General features: G+C 66.0%; 20 protein-coding genes and 1 pseudogene. 11 read left to right on the forward strand and 10 right to left on the reverse strand.

All coding sequences use genetic code 11. From position 1 onward, the window contains the following. Positions 1-131 precede the first annotated feature (131 nt). Positions 132-1862 (reverse strand): IS1634 family transposase, encoded by a 1731-nt coding sequence (locus tag AC5YDV_RS11175; protein WP_496182193.1) that lies wholly within the window; start codon positions 1860-1862, stop codon positions 132-134. A gap of 960 nt (positions 1863-2822) precedes the next feature. Here AC5YDV_RS11175 and AC5YDV_RS11180 point away from each other — a divergent pair. The 6 genes from AC5YDV_RS11180 (at position 2823) to AC5YDV_RS11205 (ending at position 8581) form a co-directional block, all read left to right on the forward strand. Continuing rightward, positions 2823-3950, forward strand: coding sequence for a PDDEXK family nuclease (locus tag AC5YDV_RS11180; protein ID WP_188334773.1), 1128 nt, complete (start codon positions 2823-2825; stop codon positions 3948-3950). Between the two features lie 268 nt (positions 3951-4218). Beyond that, complete coding sequence (locus AC5YDV_RS11185; protein WP_166233249.1) at positions 4219-4566, forward strand: hypothetical protein; 348 nt, start codon at positions 4219-4221, stop codon at positions 4564-4566. A gap of 387 nt (positions 4567-4953) precedes the next feature. Continuing rightward, positions 4954-5181, forward strand: a complete 228-nt coding sequence (locus AC5YDV_RS11190) for a helix-turn-helix domain-containing protein (protein WP_166233250.1) — start codon at positions 4954-4956, stop codon at positions 5179-5181. 78 nt (positions 5182-5259) lie between these two features. After that, on the forward strand, positions 5260-5676 hold the full coding sequence (locus tag AC5YDV_RS11195) for an ArsR/SmtB family transcription factor (RefSeq protein ID WP_496183409.1): 417 nt from the start codon (positions 5260-5262) through the stop codon (positions 5674-5676). A gap of 41 nt (positions 5677-5717) precedes the next feature. Beyond that, positions 5718-7670, forward strand: coding sequence for a heavy metal translocating P-type ATPase (locus AC5YDV_RS11200; protein ID WP_496183500.1), 1953 nt, complete (start codon positions 5718-5720; stop codon positions 7668-7670). Next, positions 7667-8581, forward strand: a complete 915-nt coding sequence (locus AC5YDV_RS11205) for a cation diffusion facilitator family transporter (RefSeq protein WP_496183410.1) — start codon at positions 7667-7669, stop codon at positions 8579-8581. The genes AC5YDV_RS11200 and AC5YDV_RS11205 overlap by 4 nt, the downstream gene beginning before the upstream one ends. 335 nt (positions 8582-8916) lie before the next feature. Here AC5YDV_RS11205 and AC5YDV_RS11210 read toward each other — a convergent pair whose 3' ends face one another. Next, a complete protein-coding gene (locus AC5YDV_RS11210) occupies positions 8917-9837 on the reverse strand; it encodes a hypothetical protein (protein ID WP_496183411.1) in 921 nt (306 codons plus the stop codon). A 225-nt stretch (positions 9838-10062) separates the two neighbouring features. Between AC5YDV_RS11210 and AC5YDV_RS11215 the strand changes: the two genes are divergently transcribed. Both AC5YDV_RS11215 and AC5YDV_RS11220 read left to right on the forward strand, forming a co-directional pair. Next, a complete protein-coding gene (locus AC5YDV_RS11215) occupies positions 10063-10260 on the forward strand; it encodes a hypothetical protein (RefSeq protein ID WP_496183412.1) in 198 nt (65 codons plus the stop codon). Between the two features lie 307 nt (positions 10261-10567). Then, positions 10568-11689, forward strand: coding sequence for an IS110 family RNA-guided transposase (locus tag AC5YDV_RS11220; RefSeq protein WP_496183501.1), 1122 nt, complete (start codon positions 10568-10570; stop codon positions 11687-11689). Between the two features lie 264 nt (positions 11690-11953). Here AC5YDV_RS11220 and AC5YDV_RS11225 read toward each other — a convergent pair whose 3' ends face one another. The 4 genes from AC5YDV_RS11225 to AC5YDV_RS11240 all read right to left on the reverse strand — a co-directional run bounded on the left by AC5YDV_RS11225 (position 11954) and on the right by AC5YDV_RS11240 (position 15606). After that, the gene (locus AC5YDV_RS11225) at positions 11954-12448 is read right to left on the reverse strand and encodes a hypothetical protein (protein WP_496183413.1); all 495 of its coding nucleotides are present in this window, start codon (positions 12446-12448) and stop codon (positions 11954-11956) included. Between the two features lie 110 nt (positions 12449-12558). After that, the gene (locus tag AC5YDV_RS11230) at positions 12559-13524 is read right to left on the reverse strand and encodes a hypothetical protein (RefSeq protein ID WP_496192492.1); all 966 of its coding nucleotides are present in this window, start codon (positions 13522-13524) and stop codon (positions 12559-12561) included. A 36-nt stretch (positions 13525-13560) separates the two neighbouring features. Further along, a complete protein-coding gene (locus AC5YDV_RS11235) occupies positions 13561-14658 on the reverse strand; it encodes a hypothetical protein (RefSeq protein WP_496183415.1) in 1098 nt (365 codons plus the stop codon). A 258-nt stretch (positions 14659-14916) separates the two neighbouring features. Beyond that, a complete protein-coding gene (locus AC5YDV_RS11240; protein ID WP_496183416.1) occupies positions 14917-15606 on the reverse strand; it encodes a TetR/AcrR family transcriptional regulator in 690 nt (229 codons plus the stop codon). A gap of 60 nt (positions 15607-15666) precedes the next feature. Between AC5YDV_RS11240 and AC5YDV_RS11245 the strand changes: the two genes are divergently transcribed. Then, entirely contained in the window at positions 15667-15972 is a 306-nt protein-coding gene (locus tag AC5YDV_RS11245; RefSeq protein WP_496183417.1) for a hypothetical protein, read from the forward strand. Between the two features lie 175 nt (positions 15973-16147). On the opposite strand, the gene AC5YDV_RS11250 is transcribed toward AC5YDV_RS11245, so the two are convergent. From AC5YDV_RS11250 to AC5YDV_RS11265, 4 genes and pseudogenes are all read right to left on the reverse strand, one after another. Beyond that, the gene (locus AC5YDV_RS11250; RefSeq protein ID WP_496183418.1) at positions 16148-16639 is read right to left on the reverse strand and encodes a P-loop nucleotide/nucleoside kinase family protein; all 492 of its coding nucleotides are present in this window, start codon (positions 16637-16639) and stop codon (positions 16148-16150) included. Between the two features lie 193 nt (positions 16640-16832). Further along, positions 16833-17558, reverse strand: a pseudogene (locus AC5YDV_RS11255) (HEPN domain-containing protein); the annotation flags it as partial. Continuing rightward, entirely contained in the window at positions 17555-18922 is a 1368-nt protein-coding gene (locus AC5YDV_RS11260; protein ID WP_496183419.1) for a DUF262 domain-containing protein, read from the reverse strand. The gene AC5YDV_RS11260 and the pseudogene AC5YDV_RS11255, both read right to left, overlap by 4 nt. Before the next feature lie 310 nt (positions 18923-19232). Continuing rightward, the gene (locus AC5YDV_RS11265) at positions 19233-19832 is read right to left on the reverse strand and encodes an alpha/beta hydrolase family protein (RefSeq protein ID WP_496183420.1); all 600 of its coding nucleotides are present in this window, start codon (positions 19830-19832) and stop codon (positions 19233-19235) included. 179 nt (positions 19833-20011) lie between these two features. On the opposite strand from AC5YDV_RS11265, the gene AC5YDV_RS11270 reads away from it, so the two are divergent. Together AC5YDV_RS11270 and AC5YDV_RS11275 are read left to right on the forward strand one after the other, a co-directional pair. Continuing rightward, positions 20012-20881 (forward strand): phosphotransferase family protein, encoded by an 870-nt coding sequence (locus AC5YDV_RS11270; RefSeq protein WP_496183421.1) that lies wholly within the window; start codon positions 20012-20014, stop codon positions 20879-20881. Between the two features lie 30 nt (positions 20882-20911). Then, positions 20912-21736, forward strand: a complete 825-nt coding sequence (locus AC5YDV_RS11275) for an aldo/keto reductase (RefSeq protein ID WP_496183422.1) — start codon at positions 20912-20914, stop codon at positions 21734-21736. Positions 21737-21770 lie beyond the last annotated feature (34 nt).

Below are 21770 nucleotides of genomic sequence, written 5' to 3' on the forward strand. Positions count from 1 at the left end.
CCCGGGTTCCGCAGTTGGTGGGCAGATGAATCGCCTGAATTGGCGGGTTGACTAGGTCGAACGCGTGGTTTGGGTGCGTGGGGTCGTGTGCCCACGCGTCCGCAGGTCACCAGAAGCGCCGTTTTGCCTTGTCAGGCTGGGGTGAGGGTGGTGACGGTGGGGGGTGGGGTGACCTTGCAGGCGGCGAGAATGCCGGTTTGGGTGGTGTTGAGCGGGGTGACGTGGACGACGCTGCCGGCACTCCCGGTGAGGGTGACGGCGTGGACGCGGCCGAGCTCGATCGCGATCCGCCGCCACGTCAGGTCGGTGGACCGTTCGGCGACCCGGATCAGCAGCAGGGCGAGCCAGCACAGCAGGACGTGGGCGCGGATTCGGGGTTCCAGATGGTGATGAACCGGCCGGAGTTCCAGCGTGGACTTCAGGTCGCGGAAGCCGCGTTCGGCCTCGAGGAGGTTCTTGTAGCCCAGGGCGATGTCCTCGGGGGTCAGGTCGGGGTCGGAGGTCGACAGCAGGTACTTGCCGTCGAGGCGTTCCTCCGCGGTCACCTTCGCCCGGTCGATGACCAACCGGCCGGAGGGTTGTTGGCGGACCCAGCGGCCGTAGGCGGGATGGTCGCGCAGGGCACACTCGGCCTTCACATGCGCCGGCTCCACGGGCTTGTCGTCCGCCTTGACCGTGGCCTTCCCAGCCGGCTTCGCAGGGGTCTTCGCGGCTCGTTCGCGGAGTGCCTTGATTCGCTCCAACTCGGCTCGGATGTGGTCGAGGGCGGTGTCGCGTTGGGTCTTGTCCCGTTCGGCTTCGGACGGGTTGTGGCAGATCACCCACCGGCGGTCCGGGGCGGCGTCGAGTCTGACTTCCTTGACGCGCAGGTTGTCGCGGACCTGGGAGTAGCGGCCCTGCCGCGACAACGCGGCTTCCACCAGCGGGCTGCCGTCGCGCATCCGTTCCCCGGCGATGTAGTGCCCACCCGCCCGTTTCAGATACTGCAGGTTGGCTTCGGAGGAGAAGCCGCGGTCGACGACGGTGACCACCCGGCCCAGGCGCCAGTCCCGCATGCTGTCCTTGACTTCGGGCAGGACGGTGACGTCGGTGGTGTTGCCGGGCCAGCACCAACACCGCACCGGGATGCCTTCCTTCGTGACCGCGAGACCGATGACGATCTGGGGCAGGTCCTTGCGGTGGTCCTTCGAATGGCCGTACAGCCGGAACGCGGCGTCGCCGGTCTCTTCGGTGTCGCGTTCGAAATAGGTGCTGGTCGTGTCGAACAGGAGCACGTCGACTTCGAGGTTGAGCAGGTTCGCCACCGCGAAGAACACCGCCTCCTGCACCTTCGCTTGAGCGTCGGCTTCGATGAGGACGTCCATCGCCCGGTACGCCTGATCGTCATCCATCGAGGTGAGGCCGGGGATCGCCGCGTCGTGGGAGGCCCACTCCGCGGCCGACAGCTTCGACATCGGATCGATCGCCCGGTTCGCCACCAACGCGAACAACACCCGCTCCACATCGGTGGTGAATTTCCGCGGGCCGAGCGCCTTCCGCAGGGCATCATCCACGCCGAGCATCCGCCACAACCCATCCAACAGGTACACCGTCCCCATCGGACGGGACTCCGCCACCCGGAGGTGGTCACCGACCCAGTGTGCGGCGTCGCCGGGCAACGCTGCGGGGGCGGGTTCGCCCAGGTACCGGTTGATCGAGGCCACCAGCCGGGTCAGGCCGTCCCGGTCCAGGCGATCCTCCCGGCCCAGGTTCAACAGGACCTCAGCCTGGGTGACGCCGTCGACCTTCCGGTTGTGCGCCACCTGCACGTACCGGACGATGCTGCCGTCCTTGTTCCGTCGTTGCGTGGTCCGCAAGTACATGCCCACCACTCCACCGCGTCCGCCGCGGTGAACACAAGCCCGACACGACAATTCGTGTGCCCACCGTTTTCAGCCGTTCCGGGACCACCGAATCGCGTTGACAAGCATCGATGCTCGCTCAGACCCGCCCGAATGCCCACCAACTGCGGAACTCGGGTTATGCGTCACTGCTGTATTGGATCGGCAGCGAGTCGCACCTGCTGCTCGGAGTGGAGTCGCTCGACGAACCCAGTGATCGCATTGCGGAGGCTCTGCCTTGGACTATGGACTGGCACGTCACTGCCTTCGAGTGGCAAAAGGACTCGGGCCAGCACGGCGACCAGCAGCGCGGTCGGTACTCGTTGGCGCGATGGTTCGGGCGTCAGAATGACGCTTACTCACGAGAAGAGACGCCGTGGCGGTTGGGCAAGGTATGAATGCGGCCTGACGGAACCCTGCACCCACAGAAGGCGAAGTCATCTTGAGCGGCATGTTTGCGAGGGTTCAGGTGGGGGCCATCTTCGCTGTGCACGCTGCTTCCTCAGATGCTTCATGGCCGCGTCGACGCCCGGTTACAGTCTTCGCCAACGGCGAACGGGTCTGTAACCTTCGGCGTGGGCCTCGGGGGCGCAGACTTCGAAGGTGCCAACCCCACCGGGGCAAACCTGAAGGCGCCCCTCTTGGGGGAATCTAAGTAGCGCCAATCTCCCGAGCGAACACCGAGGCGTTCAGTGGTCGGAGTCACGCACGACCGCCAACAACGTCCCCTTGTGGAGCCACCTGAGGGATGTCACGCTCATCGGCAGGAGCGAACCCGCCGGTCGCGGCAAAGTCGGTCGTGCGCTCGGGAACCGGAGCCGACAGACTACCCTCACGCACCCTGCGGCAGAAGCGGTCGTTCGGAGCGGGCAAGTGGCCGTCGCTGTGACTTGGATGCCTCCGGAGGAGCTGCCGATAGAGTGCGGTCGAGAGGGAGGCCCGATGCCGCGTCGTGTGTTGGTAACGCGCTCTGAGCAGTCGTTCGACCTGATTGAAGCGCCCGCGCCGAGCGAGCACCACCTCCAGGAGGTAGTGAAGACGAGCCCCCAATTGATTCCGGCTGACGACCTCGGGCTCGACGGGGATCTCTTGGTGGTGGGCAGGGAGACGAGTCTCGCCTCGGGCTATATCGATCTGCTTTGTTTGGCGAGGTCAGGTGACCTGGTGCTTGTCGAATTCAAGACCGGCCCGCAGAACCCTGATTTCCGCCATGCCTTGGCGCAGGCGATCGACTATGGCTCGGATCTATGGCGTCTCAGCGTCGAGGACTTCGACCGCGGCGTGGTTCAACGGTATCTCGCCGGCGGGAGAGTGGACGCGGCCTTCCGCGGTGCACGAACGTTGTCCGAGGCGATCGAGCGGACCTCATGGGACCTGACCAGTGATGATCGAACGGCGCTCTTCGAACGGCTCACCGAGGTGCTCCAAACAGGCGATTTCGCCTTTGTTATCGCCGCGCAGCGATTCACCGACTCGATGAAGAACAGCCTCGACTACCTTAACGCCACCATGCGACGCGGGCGCTTCTACCTCGTGGAGGTGATCCAGCTGACCGGCGCAGAGCTCATCGCACACGCCACCCAGGTCGTTGCAGCACCAGCACGCTGGAACGCTGCCCGATCAACAACAGAAGGCGCAAGGAAGGATGTCGAGGAGGCCGAGTACCTCTCCAGCATCGGAGATCCCGCATACCGCGACGCGGTTCGCAGCATCATCGCACGGTGCGAGACCCTCGGCATTGAGGTGAAGTGGCGCTCACGCGGAGCGGCGCTGCGCATCGACACACCTGATCGCCGCCAACCACTCGCGATCGGGTGGATGCTTTCCGAAGGGAGCCATTGGCAAGCGGCGCGGTACGTCACCCTCGGCGTAGACCCGACGTCGCTGGCGCAGACCCCGTCCGTCGCCAACGCCGTCCTCGCGTACGCCGAGCGTGTGAAGTCGATCCCAGGAGGGGTAGCGCCAAAGAGCGCACTCAACGCAGCAACGTTCCCTCCGGCAGTCCTGCCGGGAGTGCTTGGCGAAGTGGACGGCGCACTCACAGCGCTCGTCGAACAGCTCGGCGCCTAGCGGCAGCACCCAAGCTCCGGAGTGCGTCTGGCGCCCGTGGCGCCGGGCCGCGGTGGTGCGGGTGCGGCCAATCTCAGAAGCGGCCATGACTGGCTCCAAGCTCTCCAGGGCGGAATCTTGTACGGGAAGACTAAGCATGGATCTCGGCGATCTTGGGGATTTCGAGCCCCATCCCTTCCGAACGTTACCACATCTACACCGTTTAGCGGTATAGATTGCTGATCGTGTCTCGTCTCCCCTTGCCGCGGACCACTGAAACAATGGGCGCGTGCCTGCCTACTCCGACGCCCCGCTCCCTGTCGGGTTGGACGCGTTGGTCGGCATGGGCATGAACCGCGTCAAGCTCGCCATCGCCGTCGCGCTGGCTGAGCACGGCGGCACCCTGAGTACCCCCGGCCTGGTCGCTGCGCTGGAGGGAACCGTCGCCGGCACCACGATCGTTCGCAATCTCCATGAACTCGAAGACCACGGCTACGTCAGCGGCGACCCTCCCCTCAGGGACCGCCGACGGCGCCTCACGCGCTGGACGCTCAACAACGCCAAGCTCCACGCGGACCTACGGGCGCTCATCCAGGCCACCACACCTTCCGCCCAATCCCCGACTGCGGCAGGTTGACGGGCGGCCGGGTGCAGTTCCAATCACCGAACGGGAACCGGTGCGTGCGAGTTGGGCTACGGACGCCGCCTGCCCCCCGACGCAAACGGCCTAACTCCTTCTTCACAAGGCGTGACGTTCGCGTGAGGCCGTGCCCAGCGACAGGGCGGTTGTTGGGCACGGTCACCGGGCCAGCCGTCCGGCACAAGAACGGCCTGGCCTTGACCTTGGTGCCGTTAAGGCCTCGCGGTGCGCGCAACCCCGCTCCCACAAGGGATGACTGCTCGTCGCTCGCCCAGGAAGCGACCTGGGGAGTCATCGGAGACCGAGCCGGGGCTGCGGCCAGGAGTTCGTCGAGCTGGTCTTGTGTCCCTAGAGGCCCACGTGGGCCCAGAAAGGGACAGCGCCATGACCATGCGAACCTACGAGTCGTTGCCCACGGCCGCTGCGCGCATCGGGGTCAGCGTGAAGACCATCCGCCGCCGGATCGCCGAGGGCGTCCTCCCCGTGTACCGCTGCGGCCGCATCCTCAGGCTGGACCCAGACGACGTCGATGCCATGTTCAGCCGGTATCCCCAATGGTCGACAGCGCCGCAGGCCTCAGCGAGGGCCCGGACCGCTCAACGGGCCTCATAGCCTGGCTCGACGGAACGGGCAGCCAGTCCCGCTTGAGCACCACGCGACACTAACGATGCATGACGCTACTATCGTCACATGACGATACCGACTGCCGCTGAGAGTGCGCCCGATGGTGGCGACCTGCAGGTCGCGGCTGCCTTGTTCCACAGCCTGTCCGACCCGTCTCGGCTGGCCATCTTGCAGCACTTGATCTTCGGAGAACATCGAGTCCGCGATTTGACCGAGCACCTGGGGTTGGCGCAATCGACGGTGAGTGCCCACCTGGCGTGCTTGCGGGAGTGCGGGCTCGTGGCGTCGCGTCCACAAGGGCGGGCATCGGTCTTCTCGCTGGTGAGCGCACCGGAGTTGCTGGCGGTATTGGCTGCAGCGGAGCGACTGCTGGCTACCACCGGCCAGGGGGTGGCCTTGTGTCCGAACTACGGGGTGGGCACCACGACGAACCCCACACCGGAAGAGCTGAAAGTACATGCCACGGTCGGGGCGGACCGGTGAGCGGGCAGGAGGATCCGCACGGCGACGAGCGCGAGGAAGGCATGTCGGCGTGCGGGTGTGACGCCCCCATTGCCAAGGCGCCTAGCGACGACGACGACGCGGTGGAGCACCTGTGGCAGGTGCGCGACATCCAGTTCGGGTTGGCATCGGGCGCCCTGCTGCTGGCCGGTTTCCTGACCGGCCTGGCCGGATGGGAGACGGTCAGGCTCGTCCTCAGCTGGGTGGCGTTGCTGGTCGGCGGGTCGACGTTCGTACCAGGTGCGTTGAAGAAACTTGCCAAGGGCAAGCTGGGGGTTGGTCTACTGATGACCATCGGCGCCGTGGGCGCGACTCTCCTGGGCCAGGTCGAGGAAGCAGCGACCCTGGCGTTCCTGTTCTCCCTCAGCGAAGGCCTGGAGGACTACTCGCTGGCCAAGACCCGGCACAGCCTGCGCGCCCTGCTCGACCTGGTCCCGCGTCAGGCCACCGTGCTGCGCGACGGTGTGGAGGTCGTCGTCGATCCCGACGAGCTCGTCGTGGGCGACCTGATGGTCGTCAAGCCGGGCGAGCGGCTCGCCACCGATGGCGTCATCCGCACCGGCCGGACCGCTCTGGACACGTCCGCGATCACCGGCGAATCCATGCCGATCGAGGTCGGCCCTTCCAGCGAGGTGTACGCCGGTGCGATCAACGGCACCGGCATCCTCGAGGTGGAGGTGACCTCGACCGCGGACAACAACTCGCTGGCCCGGATCGTGCACATCGTCGAGGCCGAGTCGTCCCGGCGCGGGACCACCCAACGGCTCGCCGACAGGATCGCGAAACCGTTGGTGCCGGGGATCCTGCTTGCGGCGGCCTTGACTGTGGTCGCCGGCTTCGCCGTGGGCGACCCCGGCCTGTGGCTGCAACGAGCGCTGGTCATGGTGGTCGCCGCGTCCCCCTGCGCCCTGGCCATCTCGGTGCCGGTCACCGTCGTGGCATCCATCGGGGCGGCCAGCCGGCGCGGCATCCTCGTCAAGGGTGGCGCCGCGATGGAGGTCCTCGGCAAGGTCCGCACCGTCGCCCTGGACAAGACCGGAACCCTCACCCGCAACCAACCCGTCGTCATCGAGGTGACAACCACCGGCCCGCACACCCGCGAGCAGGTGCTCGCCTGGGCCGCCGCGCTTGAGGCACGCAGCGAGCACCCCCTCGCCAAGGCCATCCTCGCCGCCACCGAAACCACCACGACCGCCGACGACGTGCAGGCGGCCGTCGGCGCCGGACTGACCGGCACCCTGGACGGGCACAGCCTAAGGTTGGGGCGTCCCGGCTGGATCGAGGCAGGCCCACTCGCCGGCGACATCGACCGGATGCAACAAGCCGGGGCCACCGCCGTCCTCGTCGAGGTCGACGGGCAGACCACCGGCGCGATCGCGGTCCGCGACGAACTCCGCCCCGAAGCCGCCCATGTCGTCGCCCACTTCCGCTCCCACGGCTACGCCGTCGCGATGCTCACCGGGGACAACCCCACCACCGCCCGAGCCCTCGCCGCCGAGGCCGGGATTACTGACGTGTACGCCGACCTGCGGCCCGAGGATAAGTCGACCATCATCCACAGGCTGCGGGAAAGGGGCCAGGTCACGGCGATGGTCGGCGATGGCGTCAACGACGCCCCCGCGTTGGCCAGCGCCGACTTGGGCGTGGCCATGGGCGCCATGGGCACCGACGTCGCCATCGAAACCGCCGACGTCGCCCTGATGGGCGACGACCTGCGCCTCCTGCCGCACGCGTTCGATCACGCCCGCTACACGCGCCGGATCATGCTGCAGAACGTGGTCCTGTCGATCGCGTTGATCGCGGTCCTGATCCCGCTCGCCCTTTTCGGCGTCCTGGGGTTGGCGGCCGTGGTGCTGGTTCACGAGGTGGCCGAGGTGTTCGTGATCGCCAACGGTGTCCGCGCGGGTCGCACCACCCACCTGCCCACCCTCACCGCATTGGCCGACAGGCCCGCCCTGCAAGGAGCGACAGCGTGAGCACGGGCCACGACCACGCGCCGCAGGGCACCCATCGGGGCAAGTTGGCGATCGCGTTCGGGATCACTGCCACCATCCTGGTCGCCGAGCTCATCGGCGCGTGGTGGACCAACAGCCTGGCGCTGTTGGTCGACGCCGGCCACATGCTCACCGACGCCTCGGGCCTGCTGATGGCGCTCATCGCCGCAAACCTCGCCCTTCGTCCACCCACCCCCGAACGCACCTGGGGTTGGCGGCGCTCCGAAGTGCTGGCCGCTGGAGCCCAAGCCGCGGTCCTGCTCGGGGTCGGGGTGTACGCGTTCGTCGAGGGTGTTCGGCGCCTGTGGACGCCCCCGGAGGTCACCGCCGGCGGGCTGCTGGTGTTCGGCGTCGTCGGTCTGGTCGGCAACATCGTCTCGATGCTGGTACTCAGCTCGGGCCGCGGTGCGAACCTCAACATGCGCGCCGCCTTCCTTGAGGTCGTCAACGACGCCCTCGGATCGGTGGCGGTGATCGTGAGCGCGGTCGTCATTGCGCTGACAGGGTGGACCCGGATCGACGCCCTCGCAGGCATGCTGATCGCGACCCTGATCGTGCCGCGGGCGATCACCATCCTGCGGGAGGCGGGGAGCATCCTGCTGGAGTCCACTCCTCCGGGGTTGAACCTCGAAGAGGTCCGTCGTCACATCCTGGAGGTTCCGCATGTGGTGGGGGTGCACGACCTGCACGCTTCCACCATCGCCACCGGTCTGCCGGTCCTCACCGCCCACGTTGTGGTCGAGGAGGCCTGCTTCGCCGACGGCCACGCCGCCCAGATGCTGGGCGATCTCCAAGCGTGTGTGGCCGACCACTTCGACGTGAGCGTCGAGCACTCCACCTTCCAACTCGAATCACCCGACCACGCGCAACGCGAACACACCACACACAGCTAGTTCGATCCCTCAGTCCCGACCAGCGCCAGGAGCGCAATCGTGCTCCCGCCCCGCGGCAGTTGCGCGCGTTCAGGTGAGGGCGATCTCGGCCGCGTAGGCGTCGTGGTCAGACAGCCGACGCCCGCGCCCCTCGGCGACGATTCGGCTGGCTCCGATGCCCTCTTGGCCCGCGCCGCTGATGGATTCGGACGAGTGTTGAGGCGATGGGCGATCACCGTGAAGCAGCACGATCGACCGCGCGACCGGCGGCATGACAGTGCGTTTGGCGACTGGTCGAACTTGCAGGCGATTCTCCAAGTTCCGAAAGCGCGCGCGCCCCTGCTGACCGAGTCAACTCAGAAGATCGGGTACCTGCCGTGTCCCTGTAGATAAACCTCGTCGCGGATCGCATTCGCCCGGGATGTGAGTTGCTTGACGGCAGCCACCTGGTCGGAGCTAGCCGTGGAAATCGCTCCTGCGACGGACTCCAGCGACATCATCACGTCGCGGTTCGATTGCTGTAGCGAGTTCCCTAGCCCGCCGAGGGCAGAAGTGAGCGCTCCCGCCATCCCGTAAACAGCCTGTTCGAGGTTCGCGAATCCTGCGATCACCGCTGCAGTTGTGCGGCGCTGCTCCCAAATTTGCGCGAACACCGGCACCTTCTGGGCTTCGTACACCATTCCTTCCAACGGTTCGAGGGCATCTGTGACACTTCGCTGAACGCGTGCTCCATCAAGGGAAACAGGGAACTGAACCAGCGGACCGGGGTTAACTCCCATGTCGGTCAGTGTGGCGACGAACCCACTGTGGTCCTTGGCGCACTTGGCGATCCCCTCCGCGGCCTGCCGATACGAGGCCAAGGCCACGAATGCCTGTTCAATCGCTGACCAGAAGGGAGAGAAGGCGCCGTCATCGTAGTACCGCTTGGCGTCGGAGGTGAATCGACGCACCTGCGACATGAGACCCGGGAGTGACTCCATCTGCTGGACTGCTCGTTCCGAGTTCCATAGCAGCGAACGAGCCGCACCGCTGCGCATTTCCTCGCGGTGTGCGCGCTCATAGCGCTCGCTTTGGCGACGCGCCTCGTCTTCCCTGGCTCGCTTGCGGGCGTTGTCCGCCGCGGACTGCAAGAGGAAGCCGACCACTGCCCCCACAGGCATCCCTATAAAACCACCGACGATCCCATAGCCGACCGCCATTGGATCGTCCTGGTGTAAAATGACTCCAATCGTAACCCCTATTAGGCCACCCATAATTACAAGGACCTGCAAGATCATTCCTACCCACTCTCCTTGGTGAGATACCCAGACACAAGGGTATCGAGCCGAGTGCACAGGTGCTCGGAAGCCCTCATGCTGAGCGCCTGCGTCATTGGCGTAACGCCCGCGGAGCGACTGAGAGGCCGCGGGCGCACGGCCGGCGAACCGGTAGCGCCCACGCGCACGGAGTCGCCCGGACCTTCCGGCGGCTACCCCGAAGGTGACAGGTCCGACGGGGGCGTGATGGGCGACGAGATCAGGCTGGTCAACGATGGTGACGGGATCCCTCGTGTTCGGGGCCACGACGACTTGAAGGCGCTTTTGAAGGCGGAGGGCCTTTGGGAAGCGTCGCGGAAGATTCGACTGCGTCCCTCGCTCGATGCGCTCCCCATGCTCGGCCAGGCTGGCTGTGAGCTCTCCGCCAACCGTGCCGATGGCTGAAGGTCACCGAACAGTCGGCGACGCTGATGAAGAAGTACGAACTGCGGCTTCTAGTTCCATTGACTTCAGATCGGGCCTTGGCCGAGGCTCGGTTCAGGTGTCCGGGATGGTCGCTCTGACTTGCGGCTGTCCTCGCTACGGCGTGTGACTCTCATTTGGCGTGCGCTGTCCCGGGCACCGACCGGGGCGGGAGAGGCTGAAGAAGGGAATGCTCTGCCGATAGAAGCGGTGCCCTCCCGAAACCCACACGAGGGTCGCGGCAAGGGAGGACACGATGAGCATGAATCAGCCGGTCGTGGTGATCGGCATGGACCCACACAAGCGAAGCGTCACGATCGAAGTCATGACCGGCGATGAAACGGTGATCGGGCACGCCCGGTTCACCACTGACACCGACGGCTACCAGCAGATGCTCGGGTTCGCCCGGCAGTGGCCACACCACACGTGGGCGGTCGAGGGCTGTGAAGGCATCGGCCGCCACGTCACGCAGCGTCTGCTCGCCGACCACGAACCGGTGGTGGACGTGCCAGCGAAGCTGTCGGCCAGGATGCGGATGTTCGCCACCGGACAGGGCCGCAAGACCGACGACACCGACGCCCACTCCATCGCCCTGGTCGGGGTCCGGATCGCCGGCCTGCACCCGGTGGTGTCGAACGCCCAACTCGAGGTCCTACGGCTGCTGGTCGACCGACGCCGTCGGATCGGGGAGGAACACGTCACCAAGATCTGCCAACTGCACCAGCTTCTGCTGGAACTCATCCCCGGTGGCGCGAAGAAGGACCTGTCCGCAGCCCAAGCCCGACGACTGCTCGCCGCCGTGACCCCCGCCGGGATCGTCCAGCAGACCCTGCACCGCGTCGCCTTCGAACTGACAGAAGACCTGGAGCGGATCTACCAACGCAAGAAGGCTGCCGACAAGGAACTCCTTGCCCAACTCAAGACGACCGGGACCAAGCTGCTCGGGCTGCACGGCATCGGCCCGACCGGCGCCGCAAGGCTCCTGGTCGAGGTAGGCGACATCACCCGCTTCCCCGACCGAGGCCACTTTGCCTCCTGGACCGGAACCGCCCCCATTGACGTGTCCTCCGGCGACCACAAGCACCACCGGCTGTCTCGCGGCGGGAACCGGCAGATCAACATGGTGCTGCACATCATGGCCACCGTGCAGCTGCGGAACCCGACCGAGGGCCGCTCCTACTACGACCGCAGGGTCGCCGAGGGCAAGACGTCCAACGAGGCGATGCGCTGCCTCAAACGGCGGCTGTCCGACATCGTCTACCGCACCATGCTCACCGACTACGTCACGATGCAGGCGACAGGCCCGGGAGGACACCGGGGAACGACACTGACATCCAGCGTGGCCGGCTCCCATCCCCCACACCGGCTCTTCGGATCAGTCACTTCCCGGACCCGTCACCCGCCAGCGTAGGACACCCCAACCCGCCACCGTCTAGCCCGCGAACGCCTCGCCAGCCCTTACCGGCATGCTCACAGCGCCGCCGGTTCCTCACCGCTGCCCACTCGCCGGAGCGCAGGCGCGGTCAAGATGCAGCCCCCCACCGGAGGAACGATCTTGACCGCGCCGAGCACCGGCACACAATCCCCAGCGGAGGAACCCGAAACAGGGCCGAGTCACCCTCTTGACACAGAAGGGAGCCAGAAGCGGACGTTCTCACCCCGCCCTTCTGGGTTCCTACTGACGGCTCGAGCGGTTCCACACCACGTGCCCAACGAGGGCAAGGACAGCGAGGCCGCTCGTCACGTACAACGGGGCAGACCACGGTGAATGATCACCCCCACTAACGAAGAACGTGTCGGCCAAGGCCATGCCCGGACCGAAGTTCGCCCAGAAATAGGCTGGGGCTCCCAAAGCCAGCAGAACCAGGAACGGGACCCCCACCACACTGGCCCGCCCCTCGGGCCGCCTCCAGGCGCCGACTAGCAGCGCGATCGCCAGCAGGGGCCCGACCGCCAGGAAGGCAATGACCATCCCGGCAGCCATGGATTCGCCAGTCGCGGCCACGTCCGCGTGTATCTGGTCGAGACCGACGCCGGGGACTGCAGCCTGCGGATTCCACACGAGGATCTGGACCGCGGCGAGCAGCGCGTAAGCAACCACCGCCCCCGTTCCGATGAGCGCGACGGCCCTCGCGCTCAGGCGCCGCGTGGAGTTCATTGCTGGGGTCATGCCTTGCTCTTTCCCGGGACATCGGTTCGCCGTCCGGCGCTGTCGTCGACTGTATGCGCCGGCCTGGCCACGGTCCGACCCGCAAGCACCAGCCGCGGCATGTGCGAGCGTTAGTTCATGCGCTCGGTGTGGTCCTTTGCCGGAAAGTCGAGCCACTGCCAGGTTCCGGCTCGCCAAGACAGGAACTGGTGCCAGTAGTTGGACCAGACCCAGACCCCATCCAGCCCATGGAAGCCCTCGGGACTCCGAATTGGGACGGGAAAGTCGTTGGTGAAGAACCGGGCGGGTAAGACCTCATCGACAGGCACGAGGAAGAGGTGCCGCTCGGCAACAGTGGCCGCCGCCCTCACTTTCTCGATGTGACGGGGCATGTGCGGCAAGTGGAGCCACCCCTCAACCACAGTGGTGAAGTCCGACGTCGATGCCTCGACGAACTCGGCTCGAATCTCAGGCAGCAGGATCACGCCGGGCGTCGCGAATGATGATCGGCGGAGATCGCCGACCCCAGTCACCCAGTCAACCTCGCGTTCGCGAGCGAGCACCTCCGCGGAGAGCTGATGAGGTCCGTCGACACCCCATTGTTCACACAGAGCAACCGCTCGTAGCACCGCGCCACGCGTTCGCTGATATGGCATGTCAGACCCAGCGAGACGAAAATCCCACCCAGAAGGTGCCGGCCATCGCCAGCCCTCCTTGGCCGCCATCCCTTGCCACGCTGCCGACTCCGGCTGAGTGACGAGAGTGACCTCAAGTGCACCCTGCCGACCGTCCGGCCACTCAAGCAGGAAATCCACAGCGGATTGGCGGCCGACATCGTCGAACTTGATGGCCTTTGCACCAAGGGCATGACCGACGAGGAAGGCACCGATCCGCTCGGCCCGACCAGCCAGTTCGCTCACGAACCCATACTGCCCTAACTGACTTGGACCAGAAGCCAGCAGCAGCGTGGTCCCGCGATCGTGGTCGCCCTCCGAGCGGATCCGGGCGTTTGCTTCTCTGACCAAGGTCCCGCCATAGCGGAAGGACTGGGCGATCGCCAGGTCTGCGGATTCTGTCATTGTCGGCAGGGTGCGCATACCGTCATGTCGACGAGCGGTGGCCCAGGTGCAGCCTTAGCGGATGCGTTCTTGATGGGCGGCTGAGGTCGTGGCCGGGTCGGGCGTGGCGTCGTCGACGTTGGTGGGCGGGCCCTCAAGGGCGAGCCGCACCGTTGGACCGCCTACTGCCACAGTCAGCTCGCGCGGCGTGGCCTGCTCGACGATGGCGGTCACCGCCAGCCACGCAGAGGTCAATGTGCGCACGCGTTCGACCTCCGCGGGGAGCAGCAGCAATTCCCGGAACGCGTCGCGACGCTGCCAGGCGTCGCCCTTCCAGTCCGTCTCCTCTGGGTTTGGAAGTCGCGCTATGAGGTCCGCGAAGAATCTGTGGGCCAGCTCGGGTAACCCGGGTTGGGCCTGCGCCGACACCGTGGCGACCGCAGTCGAGGAGAAGAGCCTGTCGAAGAACGCCTCAGAGGAGCGAAGGACGTGCCGCAGCTCGACGTCGAACTCCGCCGTCGCTTTCTCCTGCACGAGGCGTTCCCACTCTGCGCGGGGATCGGCGGCGAGCTGCCTGACCAAGGCCATGTTGAGCGTCCGCTCAGGCAAAGCCGTCTCGATCAGGGCCGTCAGCCCCAGGCCCTGGTCGGACTCGAAGGCCTTGAACTGCTTGAGCAGCTGCTCGCGCGTCGTACGGAAGACGTCGATGATCAGCGAGAGGTCGTGCAGCGTCGACTGAGGCAACGCCCACTTTCGGTTCGCCACCAACGCCAGCATCGTCTGCCGCGCCTCGCGCGCAAGGTACTCGGACACGCCGAAGTCGAGCCCGTCCCCTGCCTCGTGAACGCGGCCCCAGCGCCCGATCATCTCGTCCAGCCATTGCAGTCGGCGGTCCTCGTAGAACGCCTGCTGGAGGAGTCGCTGCTGCCTCATCTCCCAGACCTGTCCGAGCTGCGCGCCTGCGTCCAGGACTGCCTGGACCGAGACGGGGGCGCTCGGGCGGTTCACCGCCCCAGCCCAGGGTGCGTCACCCCTTGTAGGAGACCTCTCTGCATCGTTCACGGGCTTGCGGACCCACTGCACGCCCTTCTCGGTGTACTGCATCAGCCACTCGCTGCCGTCGTCCTTCCGGACGTCGAACTGCCTGCGAACGTTGAAGTCCTCGGATCCCACAACAAGCCCCTTCCCTGACGAATGGCCCAAGTGTCATCGTCTCAGACCCGATTCGACTGGTCATCACGGGTGGTCGCGTGACCACTCGGGGGCCCACGCGCACCGGCTGGAGGCACCCCGACATCCGGAGTGCGACCATCTCCGTGCGGTGCCGCAATTGCAGACGTCGCGGCAGATGAGGGCGTCGGCGGCCCCGGCAACTGCGGCGAAATGACGTACCCGCCGGCTGTTTGACAGGGCGGAGGGGTGGCGAGCGTTTCAGGAAGATATTGGGCTACGCCCGGTGTCCGTATCCTCGTTGGAGGCGATAAACAACCGTGCCCAGGAGTCGGCCAGCCATGCCTCGTATCGGTCCGGCGTCCATCCTCGTTCCTCAACGAGGAGGTGGTAGAACTCGGCGGAGTTCGTGGCCCAGACGACGTCAGCCATCTCCTCGACGGTGAGCCCTGACCGCAGTTCCCCCGTGGACGCGACCTCCTTGGCGAAGCGCCGCATGTTGCGGGCCCGGCGGGTCCGCAGTGTGGTGGCGAGCTCGGCGAGCTCCTCGGAGCGCTCCGCCGCGTCCCTCAGGACGACGAGCAACGAGCCCATTCGGTCGTGGATCTCCCGGACGGTGCGGGCGTAGAGGTTGAGCTTCTCGCGGGCCGTGGGGGCGGCCTCGATCTGCTGCACCCAGGCGCGCTGCTCGGGTGGCAGCGGTCCCTCGGCTCCTGACACGGCGGTCTCGATGAGTGTGCGCAGGAGCAGCGGCTTCGACCCGACGGCCGCGTAGACGGTGTCAAGAGCCACCCCGGCCTCGCGTGCGACTGCCGACATGGTGGTCGCGTGGTAGCCCTTCGTGGCGAACAGCGTGCCGGCAGCCCGGAGGACGGCGGCCCGGGTGCGGCGGGCTTGCTCCTCGCGGAGCTCGGAGGTGTAGGCGCGACGGCTCTTGACGGGGCTGGCCACGGGCCCTAGCCTACATGAATTGGTCCGATATACCTTCGGGTCAAAACTGAGGAGGCAGAGATGTACGCGTTCATCCAGGACGTCCCGATCGAGGACGCGGTGTACCGCCAGATCAGCGAGAAGATCGGCGACCAACCGCCTGACGGCCAGCTCGTGCACCTGGTCCTGCGCCGGCCCGAGGGTGGGCTCCGTTACGTCGACGTGTGGGAATCCGCTCAGGCCTACGCCCGTGCGGTCGAGGACGTCATCCACCCCGCTGTCCATGCCACCCTGCAGGACAGTGGCATCAGGCCGCAGGGGGAACCGGCGACCACACAGTTCGAGGTGGTGGAACTGGTCGGACAGCTAACCACCAGCCGAACCTGACCCTCTCCCCAGAAACCGGCCCGTCTCGACGCTCACCCGGACACCCGATCGACCTGCCCGTAGCTGGAGGTCGGCGCGAGCCGACCGAACGGGAGCTTGCCCTCCCTCCGTCGACGAGTCCAGCTCTCCAACGCCAGCCCGAGCGGCCATCCGACGTCAGCGGCAGGTGCGTGCACTACCTTTCCTGGACCAGCATCGATGCGGTGCTGAGTGCTGCAGAGTCGTCCGCGGTGGCGATGAGGGTCCGAGCACCGTCGCGCTCGACGTCCCAGGGCACCCATCCGTCGTGCTGGACGTCTTGCCACGTCGGAACGCGGTGGCCTGGGATGTCGGGCGTGCGGTTCTCGACCCTCCGTCGGTGTTCGGCCTCATCCGTCAACGACGTCTCGATGACGATGAGTGTCGCTCCGACCGCCTGCGCGGTGGACCTCCAACCGGCGCGGGCTTCGGGAACCGGGTTCACTGCGTCGACGATGACGTTGCTCCCGAGCAAGAGATTGGAAGCAGCGAGCTCGTGGACGACTGCGTACCCATCTGCCCCGACATCGTTGCGAAAGCGGCCCAGGGCGGTCTCGACCGCGTCGATCCGTAGGTAGCAAGCGCGCGTGGTGGAGGCAAGCCCCTTGGCCAGGGTGGTCTTCCCCGATCCGGACCGGCCAGCGACCACGAGCAACCACGGACGGCTCGGGGGCGCTCCCAGAACCACTCAAGACCGCGAGGACGTCGCCGCTTTCAACCGGCTCACCGAGTTGTGTATACCCAATGACGAGACCGTCTTTGAAGACCTTGCTTGGTCGGCCGAGCTCGGTGCCTCGCCACCTCACTGCAGAATGAGTAAGGGCAGAGGCTACCTGCTGTGCAAGGGCCTTTCCGTATTCGCCACACACATCGGCATAGGCCCGAAGTATTTCGAACGATAAGATCTCGAAATCCGCTCCGTGAGCTACCTCGTTGCGCCGCTGAGCGAGATCATCCAGCACAAAGAAGGTGTTTCCTTCACCTGGGAAGCGCGTTGCCATCAGGTCAGCTAATCCTTGGTCACGAGCAAGACCGACTAAACTCACCCCAAGCCTCTCAAACATCTGTCTGATCGTATCCGCCCTGACGTTGGACGAGTGACTCGAATAGACCCCTGAGTTGAGCCGAGGGGGAGAGTACTTCTCCAACACAAATTGTAGCCCTACCACCAGATCTCGCTCCAAGAGATCCCCACTATACCGGCCAGCACTTATGGCGTTGAGCACCTCGAGCGTGAGCGGGGTGTGGTGGCGCAAGAGTGCTTCGGGTAACTCGTCATATGAGTGCGCAATCAGCCCAAAACGCTCCACGGTGTCCCTCGCCAGCTCTTCGACGTACCTCTCAAGTACGCCGTATAGGGCAACAATCGCTCTGCTATACCCGGAACGCTGCAGTTCTGTCACGTCGGGCGCTGCTGCCTGAATTTTCCTCAGCGAAGCCTCGACCTCATTGCTCGGATCAGGGACACCCAGGCTCACGCGCGTTGCATCTGCCACCGCTTCCATCAGCGACAGTTCACTTCGAGCAAGATCAACTCCTCGAAGGAACCGGACCAACTCTGCCCTCATGGTCGATCGATGTATGCCCCGTGCTGAAGGACGCTGGCTACCAGGCCTTCCACCAGGGCATCCCGTTCCCGCAAATTGGTCATGTTGGTCATTCGCGCGTCGAAGCTCTCGACGTGTCGCTCGTAGAAGCTCGGAACGGCCGCGCGCATCTGCTGAGATGCGGCACGCAGTTGATCGGCGTCATCTAGGTGCCGACTGAACACGAACATGAAAGCGTCGTAGGCCGTGGTCGTGGGTCTTTCGAGCCAACCCCAGTGTCCGTGGCGATACCGCCAGAGCCAGAACGCCTCCGTACCGAGGACATCATGTACAAGCTCAATAGTTTCTTCAAAGAGCCCCTTTAGGGAAAGCAAGGTCTCGCGGGTAAAGAGGTTCCCCTGCTTCAAGTATGCATCCAGGAATGACCGAAGAGCCCCCCCGCCAATCCGCTTCCGCTGCCGGTGCGCGAAGAAGCGAAGCACGAGCTCAACATCGAACATCGTGCTGTAATAGCGGTTCGACTCCAACTCAGGCGGCACCTCGCCCCGCTCCTCGAGTTCCGTGGGAGCCGGGATGCCCCAAAGCAGGCAGAGGTGCGGATTTCGAGACAACTCGATACACAGTCGATTCAGCGGACCGTTGTAGATTGCGTTGCGGGTTTCTTGCTCTTTTAGGCGCTCACCCCCGCTGTTGATCCTTTCGAAAACAAGCTGCTTCAGCCGCTGGGCTTCCTCTGGAGATTTCGCCGTCTCCCTAAGCAGGATGATCGACGACAGGTAGCGCCGGTCGATGCCGCGGCGCACTTGGGAGGGCAGATCGCGGTATCTGCGACCCTCAAGCTCGCGCCACTCTGTCAGCCCGATGAGTTCCAAATCGTTATTGTAGAACGACGCTATGGCGGTCAGTCGCTGCAGTCCATCCATGACCTCATAGTGCGAATACTCGTCCTCGTAGAGAAAGATTGGCGGTACAGGGACGTTCATAATGAAGGATTCGATCAATCGGGACTGCTTGTCTGGCGCCCAGCGGTGCCGTCGCTGGAACTCCGGGTTCAACTCATAATCGGAACTCTGCACCATTTGGGCAATGGTATTGAGTGGGTATCGTGCCTGCTCAGTCACGATACGAACCTCGCCTGCCGCATACTTTTCGCTGATCTGGTCATCGCTGAGAAGGCTGATGCCGCTCGACTGGGTGTTGAAGTCGATTCGCTCCCCAGCAAAAAGGCTTGCGTCCGGGTCGATTGCCTCTGCTGGGCGTTCGGGATTGACTGGCGCTCCAGAGGCGTCACTTGACCGCTCTTCCTGGCTCTCAGCTTCCGCGTCGGGGGAATCCTCGAGTTCTGGCTGATCCGCGATCCATGACTCGTCTCCGATAGTTGACATGCACCCCTCCTTGTGGCGGATAGCCACGTTTCACCTCATCGCTGTCCGAGGAGCGCGGCGCCCCACTGGCACAGCACTCTAGGGGACGCGCTCTCCGCGCAGACACGCGTCGGGCCCAAGCGTGAACATTGGGCTCTCAGTTCAGGGTCCGAGTCGGAGTCTTCGGTGCCGGGCCTGCTCTTGGCACCCTCGGAATGGCTGTCATCGGCGTCATTGGACGCCAATGCTCCGTGCAGTCACGACCGCTGGCGTGGACGTCCGCCCATGGGCAGTTGAGTGAGCCACGCCAATCGGCACGATCGAACGCGAATCATGCGGCACGAAAGTGCGTCAGCGTGGTAGGTCTCTTGCCCACTGCGCGAGCAGCGCCGAGACTGCGGCTGGACAGTCGAACTGCACGTTGTGGCCGGCCTGTCCAGTGCTGCGTAGGTGGCGGCCGGGTACCGACGAACCAGGTCGAGTTGGTCCTCGTAACCGACAAATGGTCCTGACGTCCGGCGACGACCAGTGCTGGTCCGGTGAAGGCGCCAGCCAACTCGTCCGGGTGGTCCAACAGGAAGTAGCGTTCGCCCGGACGTGCCATCGCATCGGTGCTCGCGGCACGAATTCCAGGTAGCGCGGACTGCCGAAACAGATTCCACGTCTCGCGCGTCTGTCGGACCGCCATCTCGATGAGGTCCGCCCGGTCATCACCGGGCAGGGAGGCCAGCAGCTGCTCGTCGCGCTCGAACACGGCAAAGGGCAGCAGCGCTCGACGGGCGGCGTCGGGCTCCACGACCGGCGCCAGCAACGCGAGCCCCATGACCTGGTCCGGGAATGCCGCGCGCACGTGCCGGACGAGCGACCCGCAGCGTGAGTTCCCCAGGAGCGCGAAACGCCGGTCAACCACGAGTTCCTTGACCTGGGCCACAAGCCAGTCCGCCAACTCGGGCAGTCCTGCGACACCGGGCAACGCCGGAGTCAATCCAAAGCCCGAGGAGGGGGTCTCGAGTTACACCGCTGTAGTTTTCCCCAGCTGTGAACAAACCTGTGGACAACGGCCCACACGCTCCCCCACGCGTGACGGCCTCGACGCCGTAGTGTTGCTCCATGCGGCACGTGGTGGACGACATCGTCGTCACGAAGCTCCCCTCGGGGACGCGCACGGACGACCTCGCCGCCCGCCTGAGGGCCGTGTCGTCCGGACCGGTCCGCGCCCTCTTCGCCACTCCCCTCACGACCGCCCCGCTCGCGGCCCCGGACGGCCGGCACCTGATCCTCGAGCCCCGCACCCACCTCGCCTCCGAGAGCAGTCCGATCCCCTGGCGCGAGATCGGGGGGCTGGTGGCTCGGCTGCAGGCCTGCCCGGTGCCCACGGCGTCCGCCCTGCCCGAACACGGGGGCCGGGCCGCGCTCACGGCGTCCGTCATCGCGGCGGACGCCCTGCACCCCGGCGGCGGCACGGACATCCTGCGCGAACTGGGCCGAACCCTGTTGCGCACATGGCCGACGGCGGCGCGTCCGGTGCTGGTGCACGGGGCGGTCCACCTGCGCTCGGTCGGGCGTCTCGACGGGACCCCGACCTGGGTCCTCCTCCAACCCGGGACCTTCGGGTTCGGCTCCGCGGCCTGGGACCTGGGCCGTCCCGCCGGGCTGTGGGGAGCGGGGTTGCTCGACGACGTGAGTTGGCGGGCGTTCGAGGAGGGGTACCGCGAAGCGGGCGGCCAGGCGCCGAGCCCTGGCGCGGACTGGGACGAACTCGACCACCCCGCCCGCTGCGCCGTCTACATGGCCACCGTCCGCGAGGTGTCCGCCTGCGGCGAGTACCCCAACATCACGCTGACGGATTTGGCGCAGCACCTGCTCGCCACGTGCGTCCGCATGAACGGACGCCGCTGGCCCGACCTCGGCCGGACGAACGGGTGGACCCGGCCCGGGAGCGACGCCGACCCCACCGCGCACGGCCTGCTGAACGAATGAGGGCCACTCCCGCCGTGGAAAGATGGGGGCATGACGACAATTCCCTCCATCAAGCTCAGCGACGGCACGGCGATCCCCCAGCTCGGGTTCGGCACGTGGCAGGTCCCGGACGCCGACGTGACACCGGCCGTCCTGCACGCCCTGGAGGTGGGGTACCGCCACATCGACACCGCCCAGATCTACGGCAACGAGGCCGGCGTGGGTCGCGCGCTGGCGTCCGCCGGGCTGCCGCGCGACGAGGTCTACGTGACCACCAAGCTGTGGAACGACCGCCACCACAAGGCGGAGGCCCGGGCCGCCATGGAGTCCAGCCTCGAGAAGCTCGGACTGGACCGCGTCGACCTGCTGCTCATCCACTGGCCGGCGACCGTCGCCTACGGTGACAGCTACATCGAGGCGTGGGACGCCCTGCAGGAGTTCAAGGCCGAGGGCCTGACGACGAGCATCGGCGTCAGCAACTTCCACGTCGCGCACCTGGACGCCATCTCGGGCGAGGTGCCCGTGATCAACCAGGTCGAGCTGCACCCGACGTTCGCGCAGGTCCCACTCCGGACGGAGCTCGCCGCGCGGGGCATCACGGTCGAGTCGTGGAGCCCGCTCGGCTCCGGCGCCGACCTGGGCAACGCCGAGCTCGCGGCCCTCGCCGGTGATCTCGGCAAGTCGGTGGCGCAGGTGATCATCCGCTGGCACCTGCAGCACGGCTTCGTGGTGCTGCCGAAGTCGGTCACGCCCTCGCGCATCGCCGAGAACCTGGCCGTCTTCGACTTCGAGCTGGACACCGACGCCATGGCCCTCATCGACGCGCTGGACGCCGGTAACCGGGTCGGGTCGAACCCGGACACCGCCACCTTCTGACCAGTTTGTCGGCGCCGGGTGGCACAGTGGTCCC

The organism is Propioniciclava sp. LT432 (genome assembly GCF_059515965.1).

Coding starts and splice junctions, on each gene's coding strand:
- AC5YDV_RS11175 (WP_496182193.1), bottom strand. CDS start 1,862: ATGTACTTGCGGACCACGCAACGACGGAACAAGGACGGCAGCATCGTC.
- AC5YDV_RS11180 (WP_188334773.1), top strand. CDS start 2,823: ATGCCGCGTCGTGTGTTGGTAACGCGCTCTGAGCAGTCGTTCGACCTG.
- AC5YDV_RS11190 (WP_166233250.1), top strand. CDS start 4,954: ATGACCATGCGAACCTACGAGTCGTTGCCCACGGCCGCTGCGCGCATC.
- AC5YDV_RS11195 (WP_496183409.1), top strand. CDS start 5,260: ATGACGATACCGACTGCCGCTGAGAGTGCGCCCGATGGTGGCGACCTG.
- AC5YDV_RS11200 (WP_496183500.1), top strand. CDS start 5,718: ATGTCGGCGTGCGGGTGTGACGCCCCCATTGCCAAGGCGCCTAGCGAC.
- AC5YDV_RS11210 (WP_496183411.1), bottom strand. CDS start 9,837: ATGATCTTGCAGGTCCTTGTAATTATGGGTGGCCTAATAGGGGTTACG.
- AC5YDV_RS11215 (WP_496183412.1), top strand. CDS start 10,063: ATGGGCGACGAGATCAGGCTGGTCAACGATGGTGACGGGATCCCTCGT.
- AC5YDV_RS11220 (WP_496183501.1), top strand. CDS start 10,568: ATGGACCCACACAAGCGAAGCGTCACGATCGAAGTCATGACCGGCGAT.
- AC5YDV_RS11225 (WP_496183413.1), bottom strand. CDS start 12,448: ATGACCCCAGCAATGAACTCCACGCGGCGCCTGAGCGCGAGGGCCGTC.
- AC5YDV_RS11230 (WP_496192492.1), bottom strand. CDS start 13,524: ATGCGCACCCTGCCGACAATGACAGAATCCGCAGACCTGGCGATCGCC.
- AC5YDV_RS11245 (WP_496183417.1), top strand. CDS start 15,667: ATGTACGCGTTCATCCAGGACGTCCCGATCGAGGACGCGGTGTACCGC.
- AC5YDV_RS11260 (WP_496183419.1), bottom strand. CDS start 18,922: ATGTCAACTATCGGAGACGAGTCATGGATCGCGGATCAGCCAGAACTC.
- AC5YDV_RS11270 (WP_496183421.1), top strand. CDS start 20,012: ATGCGGCACGTGGTGGACGACATCGTCGTCACGAAGCTCCCCTCGGGG.
- AC5YDV_RS11275 (WP_496183422.1), top strand. CDS start 20,912: ATGACGACAATTCCCTCCATCAAGCTCAGCGACGGCACGGCGATCCCC.